This window comes from Streptomyces sp. YPW6 (genome assembly GCF_018866325.1).
Lineage (GTDB): Bacteria > Actinomycetota > Actinomycetes > Streptomycetales > Streptomycetaceae > Streptomyces.
In genome coordinates this window covers 5,458,787-5,473,662 of record NZ_CP076457.1, presented here as the reverse complement: position 1 = coordinate 5,473,662, position 14,876 = coordinate 5,458,787, and the positions used below count along the sequence as shown (strand labels likewise).

General features: G+C 68.3%; 11 protein-coding genes and 1 pseudogene. All 12 read right to left on the bottom strand.

What is annotated here, in order from left to right; all coding sequences use genetic code 11:
- Positions 1–38 precede the first annotated feature (38 nt).
- The gene (locus KME66_RS24070; protein WP_216325803.1) at positions 39–1,127 is read right to left on the bottom strand and encodes an ImmA/IrrE family metallo-endopeptidase; all 1,089 of its coding nucleotides are present in this window, start codon (positions 1,125–1,127) and stop codon (positions 39–41) included.
- A 66-nt stretch (positions 1,128–1,193) separates the two neighbouring features.
- Positions 1,194–1,877: a hypothetical protein gene (locus tag KME66_RS24065; protein WP_253208464.1), complete on the bottom strand. Its 684-nt coding sequence runs from the start codon at positions 1,875–1,877 to the stop codon at positions 1,194–1,196.
- Between the two features lie 311 nt (positions 1,878–2,188).
- A complete protein-coding gene (locus tag KME66_RS24060; protein ID WP_216325801.1) occupies positions 2,189–2,938 on the bottom strand; it encodes a transposase family protein in 750 nt (249 codons plus the stop codon).
- 42 nt (positions 2,939–2,980) lie between these two features.
- Entirely contained in the window at positions 2,981–3,187 is a 207-nt protein-coding gene (locus KME66_RS24055) for a hypothetical protein (protein WP_216325798.1), read from the bottom strand.
- A 103-nt stretch (positions 3,188–3,290) separates the two neighbouring features.
- Entirely contained in the window at positions 3,291–3,740 is a 450-nt protein-coding gene (locus tag KME66_RS24050; protein WP_253208463.1) for a hypothetical protein, read from the bottom strand.
- Positions 3,737–5,845 carry an integrase gene (locus KME66_RS24045; protein WP_216325795.1) on the bottom strand — a complete coding sequence of 703 codons (2,109 nt, stop codon included), beginning with the start codon at positions 5,843–5,845 and terminating at the stop codon, positions 3,737–3,739. The genes KME66_RS24050 and KME66_RS24045 overlap by 4 nt, the downstream gene beginning before the upstream one ends.
- Positions 5,842–7,761, bottom strand: coding sequence for a hypothetical protein (locus tag KME66_RS24040; protein WP_216325793.1), 1,920 nt, complete (start codon positions 7,759–7,761; stop codon positions 5,842–5,844). Before KME66_RS24040 ends, KME66_RS24045 begins: the two co-directional genes overlap by 4 nt.
- The gene (locus KME66_RS24035) at positions 7,761–9,302 is read right to left on the bottom strand and encodes a hypothetical protein (protein WP_216325789.1); all 1,542 of its coding nucleotides are present in this window, start codon (positions 9,300–9,302) and stop codon (positions 7,761–7,763) included. The genes KME66_RS24040 and KME66_RS24035 overlap by 1 nt, the downstream gene beginning before the upstream one ends.
- A gap of 118 nt (positions 9,303–9,420) precedes the next feature.
- Positions 9,421–11,448, bottom strand: a pseudogene (locus KME66_RS24030) (ComEC/Rec2 family competence protein); the annotation flags it as partial.
- 245 nt (positions 11,449–11,693) lie between these two features.
- A complete protein-coding gene (locus tag KME66_RS24025) occupies positions 11,694–12,845 on the bottom strand; it encodes a ComEA family DNA-binding protein (RefSeq protein ID WP_253208461.1) in 1,152 nt (383 codons plus the stop codon).
- A gap of 252 nt (positions 12,846–13,097) precedes the next feature.
- On the bottom strand, positions 13,098–13,943 hold the full coding sequence (locus KME66_RS24020; RefSeq protein ID WP_073216847.1) for a DegV family protein: 846 nt from the start codon (positions 13,941–13,943) through the stop codon (positions 13,098–13,100).
- Between the two features lie 111 nt (positions 13,944–14,054).
- The gene (locus tag KME66_RS24015; RefSeq protein ID WP_216325787.1) at positions 14,055–14,840 is read right to left on the bottom strand and encodes a hypothetical protein; all 786 of its coding nucleotides are present in this window, start codon (positions 14,838–14,840) and stop codon (positions 14,055–14,057) included.
- Positions 14,841–14,876 lie beyond the last annotated feature (36 nt).

Genomic DNA, 14,876 nt, shown 5'->3' with positions numbered 1-14,876 from the left:
TGGCATGCCTCGTCACAGCCGGCGTAGGGATGCGCTCCTCAAGGGACGACGGATAGGCTGCGCGTCGCAGCAGCCGTAGCCTGCTGGCCCTTGCCTTCGAAGGTCGTGAGGGTAAGCCCGAACATGAGTCGGTTCATCTCCTCGCTAGTGAGCCCCAGGTCGGCCGCGACGGACCCAGGGCGAACACGCTTCGAACGCAGCGCGGTAAAGACCTTCGTCAACACCTGCGACGTTTCTCGCTGGCTCATGCCCTGCGGCTCACCGGACCGATATCCCAAACGGCTCAACTCGGCGCAGGTAGAACGGTACTGCCAGTCGGAGAGCAGTCCCAGGTCGTGCATCCGGTAGGTCAGAGCCATGGCAGAGACGTTCCAGATCCGCTTGCCGCGAAGGATCTGATCGACGTGTGCACCTGAGGGCATGTGTCCCAGAACGCTCGCTCGAGGCATCAGGAACGCGGAGGCAAAGTCGTTCGCTTGCCGTTCGGCGTCGGGCCCTGAGCAGGCGTGCTCACTACCATGCATGACGAGGTGACCCAGTTCATGGGCCGCGTCGAAGCGCCCTCGCTCGGCCGACTTGAGTGTGTTGAGGAATACGAACGGAACACCGTCGCGCCACACGGCGAAGGCGTCGACCTCTGCGTGGTCAGGATCGAGTGAAAACACTCGAACTCCGTGTGCTTCCAGAAGATGCACCATATTGGGCGCTGGCGCTTCCGCCAGACCCCAGCGGGTGCGAACCATGCCAGCGGCTGTTTCCGGGTCAGGTTTGCCCAGTGAAGGCACATTCACTTCTGGTAGGCGGAACCTTTCGTCGATCCACTCGTAAAGCATCGCACCCAGCGTGCCTGCGGCTCGCGCGGCTTCGAGGACCCTGGCCGAGGTCTTGCTCCGCGCCCGCCACGAGATGCCCTCGGCGGGGAGCTCGTCCAGCGCAGGGCCTTCGAAGAAGACGGTAGGGAAGTCGAGCGCTGAGGCGATCTTGGCGACAGTGTCGGGACGGGGCGTAGTGCGTCCTGTCTCGTAGTTTGACAGGCTCTGCAGTGACACCCCAGCTCGGTCCGACAACTCAGCAAGGGTAAGACCCCTGCGCTTGCGGGCCAGTGTGATGCGGGACGGGGTCACCATGGGGGCTGCCTCAGTTATTGGTGGTGCTCAGCAGGGCGACAGGTTTCGCCGCCCAGCCAACGGGCCTCAGCGGAAATCGACGGCGATGTCGATCTCTTCAGGTCCATCATCGTTCGTAAGTTCGATTCCGTCCATCACCAGGGCGGGAAGCGGAATCCTCGGACCCCATTCGATCACGAAGCCGTCCCGGAAGCCCTTCGGCTGCGACAGCTCGCAGTCGATCCGTACCGTGTCACCGATCTTGGTGCGACAGGACAGCAGGAACCACGTCTTCAGGGCAAAGGCCTCTTCTTCGCTCAACGCAACCCCCTCAGAGCCAGCGCCAGCCACGAACAGAGCCGTCTGTACGAGCGAAGTGGCGTCGCCGGCGTTGGCGCGAGCGACCATTTCAGTGGCGGCTCCGCGGCGCCGTGCGTTCTTCGGGAACAGGCTTGCCTGCCCCGTGGCGGCGTTGCCCGCCATCACGCCCATCGCAACCGATCGATCCGGATTGCAGACAAGTTCGAGCCGACCATGGACGAGCCGCGCCCACCCCTCCTTCTCGATGTGCAGCTCGCGGATGGTCCGCACATGCGCCTCATAGGCCCGCCGGCCCGCCGTTCCCGTTGGATCGTTGCGGACAGCGGTGCGCCTTGCCACCTCGCCCGCGCGCAGCACTCCGTGCAGGAGCTCCAGCCTGGTCCCCACGCCACCCAACTGGACCCGAACCTCATCGGGTTCAGGGGAAGGCTTCACAAGGGACAGGGTCAAGGGAACCTCCAAGGGTCGACAGCGAGCTTATAAAGACTGTACCTCAGATGAGGGTCGAGTTTTATAAGAATCGCCGAGCTTTACGACCCTTCTGTAGGCCGTGAGCCGGGTCAGGGGGGAGTGATGCTCGTGATCGCGGATGGCCTGCCGGAGAGAACGGCTCGTGGCAAGTGGCCCTGTCTGCAGCTCTCTTGTGGCCGGACGGCTCGAATGAAGTGCACCGCTTGGAGAGAGGAACAGGCCCCGCAGCTGTTCTGAGGGGCCGTCCTGGTGCATATGGCTGGTCAGATCTGCAGGATCAGTGAGCTCCTTCAGAGTTGCCTCTCCAGCGTGAGGATGGCCTTGGCGATTGACGTCATGCGGTTGGGGCTGCACCGGGACCTGCGGAAGATCCGCCAGGACTTCAGGCTCGCGACACCGCGTTCCACGGGTGCTCGTGCTGCGGCCAGGGCCCGGTTGAGGGTCTTCTCGGTGGGAGTGAGTTCCTGGAGTGGCTTGCGTTTGATGCCGGTCGTCAGCCACGGACCGGCGCCCTGGTAGGCGAGATCGGCCAGGATGGGAACACCCTGGCGCTCGCAGATCCGGATGATCCAGTGGGTACGGGCGGCGGTCAGGTCGTGTGTGCGGCCCGGCAGCGCGGGCGAGATCCACAGCAGCCGGCCGCCGGGATCGGTGACGACCTGCACGTTCACACCATGGCGCCGGTGCTTGTGGGAGTAGTCGGCCCGACCGTCGCCGACCCGGTCGCACTCGGCGAGGGTGCCGTCGAGCAGGACGAAGTCGGGATCGTGCTCACGCAGCGTCTTGAGCAGACCCGGTGCTCGTTCGGCGAGCAGGTCGACGATCGCGCGGGTGTAGGCGTGGGCGGTGGACTCGCTGATCCCGAACCCGGCGGCGATCTTCGCCAGAGTGGTGTGCTCTCGTAGGTACACCAGTGCCACCATCGCCCGCTGAGACGGACGGAGCTTGCAGCGCCGGTCGCCCTCACGAATGACAACCAGCAGGGTGACCCACTCCACGTGCGCATGTGGCAGGTCGAGTGCGGCAGGATGGATGACCAACGAGGCCCCCGAGCAGCGTGGTTGAGACGTCAGACACCTCGATCAACAGCTCAGGGGCCTCGCCCGTTGCGCTTCACGGCCCATCACCCGATCGGTGGCCAACTCGAAGAAGCTCAGTGCCTCCACCTGCCCGAGCGTGGCCACGCTGGCCTGTGCGGCCTCCCGGGCCTTCGTCAGCTTCTCCATCCATGCGATCCGCTCCTCGCCGAGCTGGGCGCGCAATCGCCGCGCTTGCTCAAAGTCCGTCATGCGAGTGTGGGCGGAGTCGACGTAGGTGGTCGGAAGTAGAGCCAGGCGACCTAGGGCAGTTCGGGAGCCTGGCTCCGCGCGTGCCAGGGTGGAGAGTGACAGCTCATTCGTTCTCGGTTGTCCCTCGGCGGCGGGAGGACAACTCGACAACGGTGCGTTCGCTTCGCTTGCCGAGTTCCTCGCGGAGGGCTTCGTTGTCGTGGTGCAGAGCGGCGATTGCCGTGGCGGCGGCCTTGAGGCGCTTTTCAAGGCCAGTGCATTCCTGGGTCTTCGCCCTCAGTTTCTTGCGGAGTTCCGCGATCTGCCCGTCGCGTTGCGCCTCGCCGCGGGTGACCTTCCCGTGGACTGCGACGTAGGCGTCCCACTCGGCGAGGATGCTGGGGGCCCGGTTCATCGTCGCCCGGCTGACCTGGGCTTCTCTCCAAAGGTTCTCCTTGGTGAGCTTCCCGTCCGTGTGCTGAGGCTTGCCTGCGATGAGCCGTTGCATAGCGGCCCGGAGGGCTTGGGCGGTTTTGTCGGACACTTGGTCCTCGGCAGGGCGGGCAGGAGTCATGCGGATGCCTCCTGGACTTGATTCAGGACGGCCTCGGCTCGCTCGGCTTCGCGGGTGATGAGGGCTCGGCGGCAGGGTGCCAAGCCGGGGGTCTGAAGGAGCTTGAGCTGAGTGCGATGATGGGAGTCGTAGATCGGGACATGCTCGACGCCGATCATGCTGTTGCCGCAACGGTCGGGACGGCAGCGATCCGGCAGCGGACCCGTGTGGCCTTCCGGGATGATCGCGTTCTCGAGGCAGACCGCACCGGCGGGTTGCGAAGCGTCGTAGAGGCAGTTGTTGAGGACACCGAAGCGGATGGTGATTCCGGCCTTGCGCAGGAGGTCCTCTTCGACGCGGGAGCTGACGTTTCGGGCTTTGACGGTTGCGATGATCTGGTCGAAGGCGGCTTTGACGCGGTCGGCTCCGTGGCCGAAGCCGATGACCTCTCCGTCCTTGTGGGCCTGGTAGAGGTTCTTCAGTCGCCTGAATCGGGCGGCGTCGATGGCGTTCTCAAGGTGCTTGGCCCAAGCGTCGTCTGCGGCTGCATAACCGCGGGTGGAGCTGTTGGCGAGAGCCCGGGTGGCGATGTGCTTGAGCTGAATGCCCAGGGCGATCTCCGATCCGGCGAACTGGTCGGTCAGCATCGCCATGGTCTTGCGGAACATGTGGGGCGAGGCATCGCCTTCGGGGATCCGGTCGAGCCCTGACCAGTCCCGGCCTTCGTTGACGAAGGCGATGAAGGAACTCACCATCTCGGAGCCGTCGATGGCCTCGTCGGAGTCCGGCCTCTGGATCGGGGCGAAAACCCGGTCGGGGTGTACTGAGACGATTTCAGCGACCGCGATGGCCTCGGCAACCGGCTCGGAGATCCACCAGTGCTTGCGGGGCTTGTTGCTGTTGCCCTTGCTCAGGGTTGAGGCGATGGCGGGCGAGTTGTAGTGCTCGACGATGCAGTTGCGGCCGATCTTGTGCAGCTCCGAGTCGCGCATCATTGACAAGGCGGCGACCAAGACGAACGCGGCATCCCGTAGCACCGTCTGGAGTCTGTGGAGTTGCTGGGCGTCGAAGCCAGGGTGCCATCGGCCGACGCTGCTGTCCGCTCGGGTGACCTCCGTCAGGTCCTGCACGGGTCCTGCATGGGTGAACCGGCCCTCGGAAACGGCGTTCAAGACCATCCCGCGCCGCTCGCGGCTGCTGGGGCGGCGGCGTTCGGAGAACAGGGCGTGATGAAGGTCTTCAGTGACGCCAAGGAACAGCGCCATCAAACGCCAGTTGACCCGCGGGGGCTGCTCGTCAGGCCGGTCACGGTCGTAGTAGACGGGGACCTTGTTGTCCGGGTCGGCGAGCCATGCTTTGAGTTCTGCGGTCTTCCCCGCAGTGGACCGACCGGCGGCCTGGCGGAGTCCGCCGTAGCATCGAACGGCCCGGAGAATGTCCGGCGCGAAGGTGTGGATGTATGCCCAGGCCGCACGAATAAGCGGGAACCAGATTTCCGGTGCGACGGCTTGCGTGGACAGTTCGGACGTCTTGACGTACTTCGAGACCTGGCGGGCGCTCTTGCCGGGCCAGGGATCCGCCGTCGGCCATCCGACGGTGAGCACCTCGCTGAACGCATGCATCTTCTGGAAGAGCCCGACGTGCCCACAGACCGTAGCCGGCCGCAGGCATTTGGCCAGGTCCTTGATGTGGCGCTTGAGGTCGACGACCTCCCACTCCGAGGGAAGGTCAGGAAGGCCGTTCTTCCGCCCCCACTTGACCGCTCCTCGGAGATAGGAGAGCGCATTGCGCAAGGTGATCACGTCCGCTGCGGAGTAGCCGAGGTGGATGCCCTTGTCCTGCAGCGTCTCGTGCTGCGGATTGGAAAGGATCATCGCGACCTCACGGGCCAGCAGGTTCCAGGCCGGAGGCTCCAGAACACCGGTGAAGTTCATCTTCCACTCGCTGGCGGAGAAGTTAGCGGGGCGCTCGAGAATGCCGTTGTAGTCCCAAGACCTGGTGTCGCCGAACAGGGGGATCCGGGCGTCCGGGCGTCGAGCGTCCTTGTGCAGTGGACGGCCCTGGACGACGGGTTCGTCCGCAGGGAAGAGAGGGATCCACTCGGCGGCGGGGCTGGTCAGGATCACGAGTCGAACTCCACGCGTGCGGACAGCGGAAGGTCCAAGGTGGCCTCTCCGGCACCGATGTGTTTGCGGGCCAGCGTGATCTCCTCGTCATTGCGGTCGGCAAGGACCGCAGTGAGGTTCGAGTAGGACTGGCCCCAGTGCCTGGTGAATGCCTGCGGCGTCAGCCGTTGCTTGACTTTCTCCAAGTGCGATTGGAAGAGGAGCAGTTGGGGAAGCTGGCTGGGCATTACCCAGGCGTTGCGGCACTCGAGACACCGCAGCGGGGCGACCGCGCAGAGCTCACCGGGCGGACTGTAAGGACCGTCGTATGGGTTCCTGCAGTGGGAAATCCCCATGTCGAGCTGACCCTGGACGATTCCGTCCGCCTCCTCGGGCTGCAGCCCGAGCGCCTGGAGTGCCTCGCTGTCCCCCGCTGCCTCCGCCGCGTCGGAGGTGATGACGGTGGGCCCACCGGTCGCCTTGCTGAACCAATGGTCTTGGGCGGTGGTAATCACCTCGCCGGAAATTACCCGCAGGGTCGTGCCCTGCGCGTAGTGGCCAGCGAAGGTTTCTTCCAGGTGGTCGTCGGCGGCCTCGCTGATCCGCCCACCGCTCACGATGGCTTTCTCGACCTTGGTCGATTTCCGCAGCCGGCCGATGTGCCGGTCCCCTTCGATGGTCACGCCGACGGAGTCCAGCCACTTCCCGAAGGCCATCGAAGGAACCTCTGGGTCCCAGCGGCAGAACTCAATCTCCAGGTTGGCATGCACCACGGCCCGGACGAAGAGGGTGTTGGTGATGTGCGGTGTCCGTTCCCGGACCTTCTCAGTGGCCTGAAGCAGGCGGCGCACGATCGCGCTGGCTTCCCGCCGGGGCTTGTCATAACTCTCGTGTTCACCCCGCTCTCCGGTCTCCGGCTGGGGCTGAGCGGCGTCGCGGAAGGCCCGGTGCCGCAGCCGGCTCGCGCGGTCCTTGATCAACGTGAGCCGGACACCCTTGGGGAGGAACTCGACGTCGCCGGGGCCGAAGTCTGTCACTTCCTCGGAGGCATGTCCGGTGGCATCCATCAGCAGCACCCGGAACGCATGCAGGTCCAAGGTAGTCGGATAGAGACGGCTCAATAGCCGTCTGACCAGCATGATCTTGGCCATGTTGGAGTAGACATGACCGTCCGGCCTGGTGATGAGCGCGCGCAACTCCTCGGGCCACAAGGAGGCAGGAGGCAAAGCTCTGGTGGTCTCCTTCGCGTGGACCGTGTTCTGGCACAGAAACCACAGCAAGTCCGCGATGTTGAACCAACTTCCCTGGTCGGGGTGCTGTCCCTGCCCGGCCAGGGCCCAGCCCTCGTCCAGGCGCTTTTGCAGAGCGTTCGCCGAGGTCCACGCGGCTCGGACCATGGCCTGCTTCTCCGCGAGCTCGAACTCATCGCGTTCGTTCGACTCACCCCAGCCGATCAGAATCGGGCCGCGGGCAAGGCGGGCGAGGCCCTCGTCGACGCTGCGGTGCCGATGGTCGTCGCGCCGGACGATCAGCACGTGCATGGCGCGGGCCAGCATGGCGGGCCACTGCGACCCCGTGGAGAACTCGGCCGGCAGATTCCGCTCCCACTTCGAGAGGACGGGCTTCAGCCCAGGGCTCTCCAGCGTCATCAGCTCGGCGTCCGTCTGGGTGTCCGCCGTCTCGCAGAGCTTCTCGATGGCCCTGCGATAGTTATCCGAGGGGCCAGCGGTGAGGCTGGTGGAGGCGACGTACTCCACCCACTCGTCCGCCAGCTGAGCGGCCAGCCGTGAGCATCGGTAGGCGGCCGGGTCAACGTACTGCAGCACTTCTCGGCCTCGGCTAGTCGTGGAGACGACCCGCAGTCCCAGGCCGGATGTCCCCGCCGGGGCGTCCAGTGCCTCGAGCAGGCGTTGTTGGACAATGCGCTTCCTGGGCATCAGCCCTCCATGTTCTTCAAGGCGGGCTTCTCCACGCGGAAGGCGTGGGAGGCGATCTGCGCGTAGGTGGTCTGTTCGTCGCGGTCGCCGAGCCAGTCGCGGAAGGCCGCCTCGAAGTCGTTCACCAGGTCGTCGGTGTACTGGAGATAGTCGTAGGTGGTCGACGGGTTCGCGTGACCCAATCTGCGGCTCACGATCAGCAGCGGGTTGTAGCGGATGTTCCCTGTCAGGTAGGAACGGTGACGGCGGCGGCGGGCCGCGTGATCCGGCTCCTCGCCGTCCATCTGCCGTTCCAGGTAGGTCAGCAGCTGCAGGGCGTAGGTGTGGCGCAGGTCGTGCCAGCGCCATCTCTTCGCGGGCATCAGCGGCGTGGTCTCGTCCGCGAGGGCTTCCATCCGGCGCCAGGCGTCGTGGCGGTAGCGCTTCCATGAGTCGGCCAGCGGCATCAGACCGCCCCGGCAGACGAAGAGAGTCAGTGCCTCCAGCCCGAACTCCCCCTCCCGCACGGTGATCCGCCGCAGATCAGGGTCCATCGCAGACATCAGGAACTCCTGCTGGATCCCGTCGAGCGTGCCGCGGATCAGGCCCGTTGCATGTTCGATGTGCGAGACGACGAACAAGTCTCGGTGCAGCCGGCCGAGCCTGCGAGCGGCTGCCTCCACTACATAGGGCCTCTCCAGCAAGCAGTAGATCTCGGCCGATTCGACGGTGTCTTCGGGGACGTAGATCGTGCGTTCCTTGCCGTACTTGGCGCAGGCCTGGACCTTGAACTCGGCCGCTTCACCGGGGCGTCCCCATCCGATACCCAGCTCGGGCAACAGCACGGTCGCCCATTCCTGCCACCGCATCCCCGTGCCCAAAGCCAGGTCACAGGCGCACCGACCCCGGTGCGGGCCGCTGGCACGGAAGGACCGGTTCACACTCGAATCAGGCCGCTGCCCACCCAGCCCGACATCCCGGAGGTACCGGAACTGGTCGAAGGTCAGATGCCGGATGTCCATGCCGAGGCGGATCCCCGAGGACAATGCATTCCGCCCCCGCGCGGCAACCCGCATGGGGGCGCTCTCCAAGCACTTCCGGTCTTTGACAACGTACGTATAGAACCTATCGATGACCCCGGACTCTTTGGTCCAGGCCGAGTAGCCGACCGGCCGGGACCGCCTGGGAGTGGGCGTCCCCCCATCGGTGGCAATGGGTTCTCTGGCCGACCGGGTCCGCTGGGTGCGCGACCTCTTGTAGGCGATAAGGTCCGACTCCGTGGCCGACAAAATGTCACGGCCACGCTTGCGCTGGTGTACGTCGACGCGGGCCATGATCCGGCCGTACTCCTTGAGCGTCGACTTCGCCAGATCCTCGTACGACATCTTCCGGCCCCACGAGCAGTACGGCTCCACCGGCATCATCGTCTCCTCATCGAGGTAGATCGGCGTGCCGTCGGAGATCGCCTGCTTGTCGAGCAAGGCAGCCACCTCGTCACCCGACAACAGCGGACTCTCCAGGTGCTTCCTGGCCAACTCCATTTCAACCGAGAACAGTTGCACTCTGTCTCCTTCCTGATACATCGCGGAGAAGAGAGATAGCAGGGAAGGGGATCCGATGTACGACGCGTTCACTGAGACGAGTTACAAGGAATGACACAGAACTGAAGTGCCCGAAGAAGAAGTGGGTGAGGACCACGAGCGGAACCCGGGTCACCGCCAGATCGCGCAGGCACCGGTCGACTGCCCGGGGGTCGGGTCCGGCGTCGACGACCACCCCCGTGCCGTCCCCCGCCGCGAGGACCATCGCATCGCCCTGCCCCACGTCACAGAGGGCGAACGACCAGCCGGGCGGCGGCCATCCGGTCACGATCCGGGTCAGCGGAACCGGCCGCAGCACCGCCAGCACCAGAAGCAGCCCGACAGCTCCGCAGATCCAGGGGTGACGGGCCAGCCTCGGGGCCAGCAGCACGGCCGACACCGTGAGTCCGGCCAGCAGCGCGGCGCCGGACCACCCTTCGGGCCACTGCACCTCGGCCCCGGGAAGGCCCGCCCCCGTCCGGGCGACCGTGGCGATCCACCCGGCCGGCCAGCTCGCGACCCTCGCCACCGACTCGGCCGCCGACGGGGCGACCGAGGCAACGGCAAGGGCCACGAACCCGAGCACCGTCGCCGGCGCCACCGCGAACTCCGCCAGCAGATTGCAGGGCACCGCCACCAGGCTGACCCGTGAGACCAGGACCACCACCACGGGCGCGCACACCGCCTGCGCGGCCGCCGCCGCAGCCAGAACCTCGGCAAGCCTGCCCGGTACTCGCCGTGCCCGCAGAGCGGCGCTCCAGCGCGGCGCGAGCGTCAGCAGCGCACCGGTGGCCAGGACCGACAGCAGGAATCCGTAGCTCCGGGCCAGCCAGGGGTCGTAGAGCACCAAGAGGACGACAGCGGCCGCCAGAGCGGGGATCAGGGATCTCCGTCGGCCCGTCCCGATCGCGAGGAGGGTGATCAGTCCGCAGGCCGCGGCGCGGAGCACGCTCGGTTCCGGGCGGCAGACGACGATGAACGCGAGGGTCAGCACACCGCCGATCACTGCGGTCCCCCGCAGGGAGAGCCCCAACAGAGGTGCCAGTCCGCGGCGTTCCGCGCTCGACGCCGATCCCGGCGGGCCGACGAGAAGGAAGAGCAGAATCGAGAGGTTGGCTCCCGAAACGCTCAGCAGGTGGGTGAGGTCAGTCGCCTTGAAGGCGTCGTGGAGTTCGGGCGGGACCCTGGAGGTGTCACCGACCACCAGCCCCGGCAACAGCGCTCGCGCATCCGCGTCCAGACCGTCCGTCGCCTCCCGCAGCCCGGCACGCAGGTCTCCCGCCGCACGCTGGATCCACGTCGGGGGCCCGGTGATCCGCGGCTCCCCCGCATCGTCCACCCGCAGGACCGCGGCGAGGCGTTCGCCGTCGTGTGCGGGAGGCGAGAGCCGGCCGGTGAGGCGGAGCCGGGTGGACGGGAGCAGGCGCTGCCAGTCCGACCGGTGGTCGCCCGCCGCGACCATGAGCAGCACCGGCGTACGGACCCGGGTGCTCGGCCCGTCCGGCGTCCGCACCTCCATGACCTCGGCACCGATCAGGAGAAGATCCGGGGTGCTGTGGTTGCCGCGCACTGCCGGTCGGGTCGGCCGGGGATCCGAGGTCACCCGTACCTCGACGTCGATCCGCGCATACTCGCGGGCCAGCCCGGGCACGGGCCCGCGTCGCACATCCGCTCCGTGGAGCCCGGCCACGGCCGCGCCCGCCCCCGCGCAGAGCAGCACGGCTCCCCCTGCGGCAAGAACCCGTGCCCGCCCGACGGCCCGCCCCGCCCGGGACTCTCCGCTCCGCCTCCCCGCCCGGGACTCTCCGCTGCGCCGTCCCGCCCCGGGCTCTCCGCTCTGCCTCCCCGCCCCGGGCTCGTCGGCCGCTGTCCCAGCCCAGGAGTCTCCGTCGACCCTCCCGGTCGGGAAGCCCGCGCCGGTACCCCCGCTCCGGGACTCAGCGTGGGCACCCCCGGCCCGAGGCCCTCCGCTCCCCCGCCGAGTGGCGTGCATGGCCACCGCCAGCAGAACGAGCGCCGGAACCGAGCAGGCGACTGCCACAACGACCGCCCACCGCCCCGAAAGGCTCAGCGTCGCCGCCGCTGCCGCCCAGACCGCCAGGGCCGGCGGAACGAGCCGCAGGTCCATGGGCCCCTCCCTGCGTACCCCCTTCCCCTCCTCGTCCGCATCCCCCTGCGTGCCCGCACCTCCGACGCTGCCCCTGTCCATGCCCCGGGAGTCGAACCGAGAGCCGGACCGGGAGTCGGGACGGAGATCGGGCCGGATGCCGGAACGGGCGTCGGAACCGATGCCGGGACGGATGTCGGAACGTACGTCGGGACGGACTTCGGGACGGACTTCGTCCCGGGAGTCGAACCCGGTTTCACGGCTGTTCACGGGCGTACGAGCGGCTGGAGGTCGGCGAAGCGGCGGTCGCCGATCCCCCTGACCTGTCGGAGTTCGTCGACGGATCGGAAGCCGTTGTGCTCCGCGCGGTAGTCGATCATGTGCTGGGCCAGCACGGGGCCGACCCCCGGCAGGGTTTCGAGCTGCTCCGCTGTCGCCGTGTTCAGGCTCAGCGGCACCGAAGGCCCGGCCCCGCCTTGCACACCGGCCGCCCCGGACCCGACCCCGCCGCCTCTCGTGCCGAAGACCGGCAGGCCCGGCGGAAGGCCCACGGCGACCTGTTCACCGTCCACCAGGATCCTCGCCCGGTTGAGTCCCGTGACGTCCGTGCCGGTGCGCACCCCGCCCGCCGCTTCGAGCGCGTCCTCCACCCGTGACCCCGCCGGAAGCCGACGGACGCCCGGCCGGCGGACCTTACCGCTCACATCGACGACGATCTGACCGCTCCCGGTCCCGCCACTCCCGCTCGGCGGCTCCCCGGCTGCCGGACGGGGATCCGGACCGGGCGCGCCGGACCGTAACGGATCCGCCGGCAGCGCGGGCGCCGCCGCTTCGTCCGCGACCGGTTCCGGCGCACGCACGGCCTGGGGCCGCACGGACCAGAAGTGCGCAGTGGCGACGGCCACGGCGGCGAGCAACACCAGACCGAGCACCACCGGCGTGCGCGGCGCCATCCCGCACCGGATCCGCACCCACAACGGCAGCCGTTCCCGGACCGCCGACACGAGACGGCGCGCCCTCGACGTACCGGCGGGCATCTCCCCCACCATCTCGGACCGGGGCACCGGTGGCGCCGATGCGGGCGGGGGTGTCTCGGGCGGCTCATCCACCGCTGCGGGCCGGACATCGCTCGCGGGCGCGGAGGCGTCGGCCATGAGCGCATCCGCCCGGCGGCGCGCGGCCGCCGACGCGAGGGCGGTCCGACCTCGCACGGACCGCCGACCGCCTTGGCGCGGACCGGGACGAGCCCCGGGGCGCACACCAGCCCGGCCGCTCGGGCGCGTACCGGATCCGCGGCGCGCTCGCGCGGGCGCTGCGGACATGGACGAGAGCGAGGACGAGGGATCAGAGGAGTCGGACGCGGACGCGGAGGTGAACGGGGCGTCGGGAGCTGACGCCCGAGAAGATCGAAGGGCCATGCCTCACGACGTTAGGCACCTCTGGCGAAACCCGCTGAGCAGCTCCGATTCCTGTGGACAGCCGGGCAGTTGTGGACAACTCGGCCACTCCACGGAGTGAATCTCCCCGGCGAGATCAGAGCCGGGAACAACGCTCCCGGGAAGGACCGCGGCACATCACCAGAGAGGTATGCGCAGAAAGACCACCGCAAGGACGTCACCGGGGGAGGTCACCGGTGAGGGAAGTCACCGCAGGAAAGTCACCGGGGGAAGTCACCGCAGAGAGATCACCGCGCCGAGCAGCCCCGGCCCCGTGTGCGCCCCGATCACCGCGCCGACCTCGCTGACGTGGAGATCGACGAGACCGGGGACTCGTTCGCGCAGCCGCTCGGCCAGGCGGTCGGCCCGCTCCTGGGCGGCGAGGTGGTGGACGGCGATGTCCACCGGGGCCCCGCCCGCCCGCTCGGTGACGATCTCCTCCAGACGGGCGATCGCCTTGGATGCCGTCCGCACCTTCTCCAGCATCTCGATCCGGCCCCCGTCGAGCTCCAGGATCGGCTTCACCGCCAGCGCGGACCCCAGCAGGGCCTGGGCCGTACCGATGCGACCGCCCCGGCGCAGGTAGTCGAGCGTGTCGACATAGAAATACGCCGAGGTGCCCGCAGCCCGCTTCTCCGCCGCCGCCACCGCCTCGTCCAGGCCGCCGCCCGCCTCGGCGGCCTCCGCCGCCGCGAGTGCGCAGAACCCCAGGGCCATGGCGACCATGCCGGTGTCCACCACACGTACCGGAACGGGGGCGTCCTTCGCCGCGAGCTGCGCGGCGTCGTACGTGCCCGAGAACTCCGACGACAGATGCAGGGACACCACCGCGTCCGCCCCGGCCTCGGCCGCCGCCCGGTAGGCCTCGGCGAAGACCTCGGGGCTGGGGCGGGACGTCGTCACGGAGTGGCGTTTCTGCAGAGCCAGGGCGAGCGAGCGGGCGGAGATCTCCGTGCCCTCCTCCAGCGCCCGGTCACCCAGAACGACGGTCAGCGGCACCGCGGTGATGCCGTGCCGTTCCATCGTCGGGCGCGGCAGGTAGGCCGTGGAATCGGTGACGACAGCGACATGGCGGGACATGAGCCGGAGGTTACCTGGCGTGGTGGGAGCGCGGCAGCCCGGCCCTGGCCCTCTGATCATTCCTGGCCGCTTCGGAACGCATCCGTTCGGGCCCGGAGCGTCCCGCGCGCGTCAGTTCGTCGTTTCCGGCCGGGTGGACTTCTGCCAGGAGTAGGTCGAACGCAGCCGCGGGTCCGGTGCGGTGATCGCCTGCGGGCTCTCCTCACGGGCCGGTCCGGACCACGCCTCGTCGGCCGTGCTGCTGCCGGCCGACGGTTCCGCCGAGGCGGCCGGCTCCGGCCAGTCCGTCCCCGGGCCCCGGCCCGGGGACGCGGCGGAGGCGTCCGCGCCGGACCGCTGCGTCGACGGCTCGTCCACGGCCCAGTGCCGCAACGCACCGGCCTCGATGTCGATCTGCGCGTTCAGCGCGTCCAGGTCGTCGTCGGCGAACTGGCGTGCCCGGTCCCGTGCCGCCCAGCGCAGCGACTCGGCGGAGTGCGTGATGCGCTGCGTGCGCTCCCGCAGCTTGGGCAGCAGGCCCGCGACCGTCGCCCGGTCCGGCTCGCGCTCCAGCCTCTTCAGCTCGTCGTCCAGCTCCAGGCCGTGGGCGCTCAGCCGCCGGAACAGGTCCACCGACTCCGCCAGGGAGGCGTCCTCGGCGACACCGGCGTGCAGGGCGTCCTGCGTGGCCCGCATCGAGGTGCGCAGGGAGAGCCGGAGCTGGGCGAGCTCGCCCGCGACCCCCGCCTGCCCGAAACTCTTGGCCCGGAGTGTGGTGTCCTCCACCGTGCGACGGGCCTGCGTGATCGTGCGGTCCACGCCCCGCTTGGCCGCACCGACGGCCTTCACGGTCGCATAGACACCCAGCGCGACGAACGCGACCAGGAGCAACGCCAGGATCGTGAGCGCGGCTTCCATGAATGCCCCTCGGTGTCTCGATGCGGCCGCCGGTAC

What these genes read in the sequence shown, in the direction of transcription:
- KME66_RS24070 (WP_216325803.1), bottom strand. Translation starts at nt 1,127, where the DNA reads ATGGTGACCCCGTCCCGCATCACACTGGCCCGCAAGCGCAGGGGTCTT.
- KME66_RS24055 (WP_216325798.1), bottom strand. Translation starts at nt 3,187, where the DNA reads ATGACGGACTTTGAGCAAGCGCGGCGATTGCGCGCCCAGCTCGGCGAG.
- KME66_RS24050 (WP_253208463.1), bottom strand. Translation starts at nt 3,740, where the DNA reads ATGACTCCTGCCCGCCCTGCCGAGGACCAAGTGTCCGACAAAACCGCC.
- KME66_RS24040 (WP_216325793.1), bottom strand. Translation starts at nt 7,761, where the DNA reads ATGCCCAGGAAGCGCATTGTCCAACAACGCCTGCTCGAGGCACTGGAC.
- KME66_RS24025 (WP_253208461.1), bottom strand. Translation starts at nt 12,845, where the DNA reads ATGGCCCTTCGATCTTCTCGGGCGTCAGCTCCCGACGCCCCGTTCACC.
- KME66_RS24020 (WP_073216847.1), bottom strand. Translation starts at nt 13,943, where the DNA reads ATGTCCCGCCATGTCGCTGTCGTCACCGATTCCACGGCCTACCTGCCG.
- KME66_RS24015 (WP_216325787.1), bottom strand. Translation starts at nt 14,840, where the DNA reads ATGGAAGCCGCGCTCACGATCCTGGCGTTGCTCCTGGTCGCGTTCGTC.